Here is a 4,885-nt window from a genome sequence, read left to right as displayed (position 1 = left end):
AGAGGATGAAGGTGACGAAGTGGGTGCCCCACGCGCCGACCTCGCTGGCCAGCGCCGCCTGGGTCAGGGCCGCGCCCTGGATGTCCTCGCCGTAGGCGATGTCCTGGGTACCCAGCAGGATGATGAAGGCGGTGATGGAACAGACGACGAGGGTGTCAAAGTAGACACCCAGGGTCTGCACCAGGCCCTGCTTGACCGGGTGGGAGACGGTGGCGGTGGCCGCCGCGTTCGGCGCGGAACCCATGCCGGCCTCGTTGGAGAACAGACCGCGGCGCATACCGTTCATGAAGGCGGCACCGACGGTGGCACCGACGATCTCCTTGAAACCGAGAGCGTGGCCGACGATATCGGCGATGACCCCCGGCACCTCCTGGATGCGCAGGGCGAGGACGACGATCGCGACCACGATGTAGGCGACCGCCATGAAGGGCACGATGATCTGGGTGGCGGTGGCAATTCGACGCACACCACCGAAGATGATCATGGCGGTGAGCAGTGCGAGGACACCACCGACGACCATCTTGAAGCCGTTGTCGTCGCGACCCAGGGAACCGCCGACGGCCTCGGCGATGGAGTTGGTCTGGATGGCGTTGTAGACGAAGCCGTAGGTGATGGAGATGAAGATGGCGAAGATGATCGCCAGCCACTTCGCGTTCATGCCACGCGTCATGTAGTACGCCGGGCCACCGTGGTAGTTGCCGTCGGCGTCCTTGGTCTTCCACAGCTGCGCCAGCGTCGACTCGACGAAAGCGGTGGCTCCACCGATGATGGCGATCATCCACATCCAGAACACCGCGCCCGGGCCACCGAGGGTGATGGCCACGGCCACACCGGCGACGTTGCCGGTACCCACGCGGGAGGCCGCGGAGATGGTGAAGGCCTGGAAGGCGGAGATGCCGCCGTATTCCTCGTCATGGTCCTTACCCGGGCTGCCGGGCTTCTCCATGACGGCGCGGAACATGTCGGGGACCATGCGGATCTGCACGAGAATGGTGCGGATTCCGAAGTACACACCGGCGGCGATGAGCAGCCACGGTACGGCGGTCCAGAGATTGTCGTTGATCGTCCCTGTGACGAACGATTCGATTGCGTCCATTCCCTAAAGGTAGCGCCCTATGTGGTTCAGGACACAATTGACGCCCGAATTGTTATGAGCGTCTCAGCGCTGACATTCCGGACAGAAATGCGAGGACCGCCCGCCGACCACGATCCGGCGCAGCACAGTTCCACACCGCCCGCACGGCAACCCCTCGCGACCGTAGGCGTTGAGGGAACGGGAGAAGTACCCGGATTCGCCGTTGACGTTGACGTACAGGGAGTCGAAGGAGGTTCCGCCCTCGGCGAGGGCGCGACGCATGACGTCGGCGGCGGCGTCGATAAGCACGACCGCCTCGCGCTGCAGCAGCGACGATGCCCGCCTGGTCGGGGCGATGCCCGCCTGCCAGAGCGCCTCATCGGCGTAGATGTTGCCGATGCCGCTGACCACCTCCTGGTTGAGCAGCACCGCCTTGATCGCCGATCGCTTGCGCCGGATGAGGCGGGCGACCGCCACCGCATCGAAGTCCACCTCCAGCGGGTCGCGCGCGATGTGTGCCACAGGGACAGGAACCCCGGCCACCTGCGGCGTGTACAGCCACCGGCCGAAGGTGCGTTGATCGACGAAATTCAGTTCCTTTCCCGAGATGCGCGAACGTATGCGCACGTGCGCGGAGGTGGTCGGGCCGAGGAGCATCTGCCCGCTCATGCCCAGGTGGACAAACAGGGCGTCCTCCCCCAGGTCGAGCCACAGGTACTTCCCCCGGCGGCGGACCGCCTCGATGCGGGCCCCGACGAGAAGGTCCGCCAGCGGCACGTCCTGGCCGCGGTTGGCGCGGGGGTGCAGCACCTCGACATCCTCGAAGACCCCACCGAGCACGTGCGCCTCCAACCCCCGGCGCACGACCTCGACCTCAGGCAGCTCCGGCACGCGGATTCTCCCGCAGCAGCAGGAACGCCTGGCGGGCGGACTCCTGCTCGGCGAACTTCTTGCTGCCGCCCACGCCGTTACCGAGCACGTGCCCGTTGACGGTCACGGTCGCGGAGAACGTCAGATCATGCTCGGGGCCGGTCGACGTGGCGGCGTACACCGGCATGGGGTACTTGAGCTCGGCGACGCGCTCCTGCAGCGTCGTCTTCCAGTCCCGGTGGATGTTGCTTGCCGACGCCTGGTCGATCTTCCGCGCGAACAACCGCAGAATGACCTCCCGGGCGATCCCGAAGCCGTGCTCGAGGTAGATCGCACCGAACAGCGCCTCGGTGGTGTCGGCGAGGATGGAGTCCTTGGTGCGACCGTCGGTGACCAGCTCACCCTTGCCGAGCAGGATGTGCTCGCCGAGGTTGATCTCCCGGGCGATGTCCGCCAGGCCGAAACGCGAGACTATCGACGCCCGCATCTTCGAGATGTCCGACTCCGGGCGCGAGGGATACTGCATGTAGAGCTGGTTGGCCACGGACAGGCCGAGGACGGCGTCGCCGAGGAACTCGAGGCGCTCGTTGTTGGGCAGGTTACCGTTCTCGTTGGCGAAGCTGCGGTGCGTCAACGCATGCCGGAGCAGCTCGGTGGAGAGGGTGACGCCGAGGGCGTCGAGAAGCGGGGTGTGGTCGACGGCCGCAAAGGCCGTCTCCAGCGCCTCCTCCCCGGTGGGACGGTGGCGCTTGCGGCTCACAGGAACTTCTCCAGGTCGGCCCACCGCGGGTCGAGGGGCTGGTGCTCGCCGGACACGCCGTCCGGGGAGGGGGTGTCGGATTCCGCGCAGCCGCCCTCGCAGGTCGGGTTGAAGGGCAGCGTCAGGCCGGCCTCGTCGATGACGGACTGCAGCAGGTCGATCTCGTCGCCGACGATCTCCGGCAGCTCATCAACCTCGCCGTCCTCATCGGCGTCACCGGTGACGAAGTCATCGGAACCGGAGAACACCTGCTGCACGCGCAGCTCGAGAGGCGGGTGCAGCTCCCCGAGGCAGCGCACGCACTGGCCGGTGAGCTGGCCGGTGACGGTGGCGTCGGCAAGCACTCCCCCACCGAGCTGGGTGAGGGACGCATCGACGGTGACCTCGGCCCCCTCAGCGAGGCCGATCATCTCCGGGCCGATGCGGCTGGGGCTCGGTCCGGTCTGGGTGCGCTGCTCGAAATCGCTGAGACGGGCAACATTGAACACAAAAGGTGAAGTCATAGCGTGTCAGAGCCTACTCAGATCGACGCCGCGACACACCTGCGCCCCGGCGCAGCGCCTGACGATCACGGCTGACGGTGCGCAGCACCTCGGACAGGGAACCCTCGAACTCGGCGAGCTTGCCGTCGACGAACTGGTCGGCCTCGGTGCGCAGCTTCTCGGAATCGGCGTGCGCGGTATCGACGATCCGGTGCGCCTCCTCGTTGGCGCGCCGCACGACCTCCGCCTCGGAGACCAGGCGCTCCTGCTCGGCGACACCCTCGTCGACGCTGCGCCGGTAGGAGTCGTTGCCGTCCTGGATGAGACGGTCGGCCTCGCCCTGGGCGCGGTGGACGGTGTCCTCCGCTTCCCGACGCGCCGAGGTGATCATGTGCTCCACATCATCCTCGGCCTTGGCGACCATGGTGGAGGCGCGATGCTGCGCATCGTCGACCATGTGGTCGGCGTCGGCCTTCGCGCGGGACACGATCTCGTGGGCCTCGGCCTCAGCCTCGGCGATCATCTCGCGGGCACGGTCCTCCGCCCCGCGGAGGATCTCCTCCTGCTTGTCCAGGACGTCCTGCGCGTCGTCGATCTCGACGGGCAGGGCGTTGCGGAGATCGTCGAGAAGCGCAAGGGTGTCGTGGCGCGGCACCATGCAGTTGGCGGTCATGGGCACGCCGTAGGCCTGCTCCACGGTCTGGTTGAGCTCGTCCAGGGCTTCGAAAACGCGATACATGACTCAAACGATACTGGCCCCGCCGCCCAAAGTGTGGTGCGGCAGGGCCAGGGAAGACTCAGTGTCTAGATGACACCCTGTGCGAGCATCGCATCGGCGGTCTTCTTGAAGCCGGCGATGTTGGCGCCGGTGACGTAGTCACCCTCGCGGCCGTACTCCTCGGCGGTGCGGGACATGGTGCGGAAGATCTTGGACATGATCTTGTGCAGGCGCTGGTCGGTGTACTCGAAGGACCAGGAGTCACGGGAGGCGTTCTGCTGCATCTCCAGGGCGGAGGTGGCCACGCCACCGGCGTTGGCGGCCTTGCCCGGGGCGAAGTGGATTCCGCGCTCGCGGAAGACCTCGATGGCCTCCGGGGTGGAGGGCATGTTGGCGCCCTCGGCGACGAAGCGGACGCCGTTGTCGGCCAGGGTGCGCGCGTGGTCGCCGTTGAGCTCGTTCTGGGTGGCACACGGCAGGGCGACGTCGGCCTGGAGGTCCCAGATGGAACCGTCGGCATGGAAGGTGGCGCCGGTGGCTTCCTCCGCGTAGCAGGCGATGCGCTCGCGGCGGTTCTCCTTGATGTCGCGGAGCAGCTCGACGTCGATGCCGTTCGGGGCGTGGATCCAACCGGAGGAGTCGGAGACACCGATGACGGTGGCGCCGAGCTCCTGGGCCTTCTGCGTGGCGTAGATGGCCACGTTGCCGGAACCGGAGACGATGACCTTGGCGCCGGCCATGTCGGCACCGTGGGCGCGCATCATCTCCTGCGTGAGGTAGACGCAGCCGTAGCCGGTCGCCTCGGTACGCACGAGGGAGCCACCCCAGGCGAGGCCCTTGCCGGTGAGGACACCGGACTCGTGCTGGCCGGCCAGACGACGGTACTGGCCGAAGAGGAAGCCGATCTCGCGGCCGCCGACACCGATGTCACCGGCGGGGACGTCCTTGTACTCGCCGATGTGGTTGTGCAGCTCGGTCAT

The 4,885-nt window shown here is 67.1% G+C and carries 6 protein-coding genes; all 6 read right to left on the bottom strand.

Annotated elements, in window-relative coordinates; translation table 11 throughout:
• Positions 1-1,096 (bottom strand): sodium:alanine symporter family protein (locus tag Q4F73_RS11550; protein WP_303359491.1); only part of this gene is annotated, 1,096 nt, incomplete at its 3' end.
• Positions 1,097-1,159: 63 nt separating this feature from the next.
• Positions 1,160-1,966 carry a bifunctional DNA-formamidopyrimidine glycosylase/DNA-(apurinic or apyrimidinic site) lyase gene (mutM, locus tag Q4F73_RS11545; RefSeq protein WP_303359490.1) on the bottom strand — a complete coding sequence of 269 codons (807 nt, stop codon included), beginning with the start codon at positions 1,964-1,966 and terminating at the stop codon, positions 1,160-1,162.
• Positions 1,950-2,705 carry a ribonuclease III gene (gene rnc / locus Q4F73_RS11540; protein ID WP_303359489.1) on the bottom strand — a complete coding sequence of 252 codons (756 nt, stop codon included), beginning with the start codon at positions 2,703-2,705 and terminating at the stop codon, positions 1,950-1,952. Before rnc ends, mutM begins: the two co-directional genes overlap by 17 nt.
• Positions 2,702-3,208, bottom strand: a complete 507-nt coding sequence (locus Q4F73_RS11535; RefSeq protein WP_303359488.1) for a DUF177 domain-containing protein — start codon at positions 3,206-3,208, stop codon at positions 2,702-2,704. Before Q4F73_RS11535 ends, rnc begins: the two co-directional genes overlap by 4 nt.
• A gap of 13 nt (positions 3,209-3,221) precedes the next feature.
• On the bottom strand, positions 3,222-3,926 hold the full coding sequence (locus Q4F73_RS11530; RefSeq protein ID WP_303359487.1) for a DivIVA domain-containing protein: 705 nt from the start codon (positions 3,924-3,926) through the stop codon (positions 3,222-3,224).
• A 65-nt stretch (positions 3,927-3,991) separates the two neighbouring features.
• On the bottom strand, positions 3,992-4,885 hold an 894-nt coding region (locus Q4F73_RS11525; protein WP_303359486.1), incomplete at its 5' end, for a Glu/Leu/Phe/Val dehydrogenase dimerization domain-containing protein.

It is taken from the genome of Corynebacterium sp. (genome assembly GCF_030535495.1).
GTDB lineage: Bacteria > Actinomycetota > Actinomycetes > Mycobacteriales > Mycobacteriaceae > Corynebacterium.
The sequence above is the reverse complement of the archived record's forward strand: the minus strand, read 5'-3'. Positions and strand labels throughout refer to the sequence as shown.

Coding starts and splice junctions, on each gene's coding strand:
- Q4F73_RS11530 (WP_303359487.1), bottom strand. CDS start 3,926: ATGTATCGCGTTTTCGAAGCCCTGGACGAGCTCAACCAGACCGTGGAG.
- Q4F73_RS11535 (WP_303359488.1), bottom strand. CDS start 3,208: ATGACTTCACCTTTTGTGTTCAATGTTGCCCGTCTCAGCGATTTCGAG.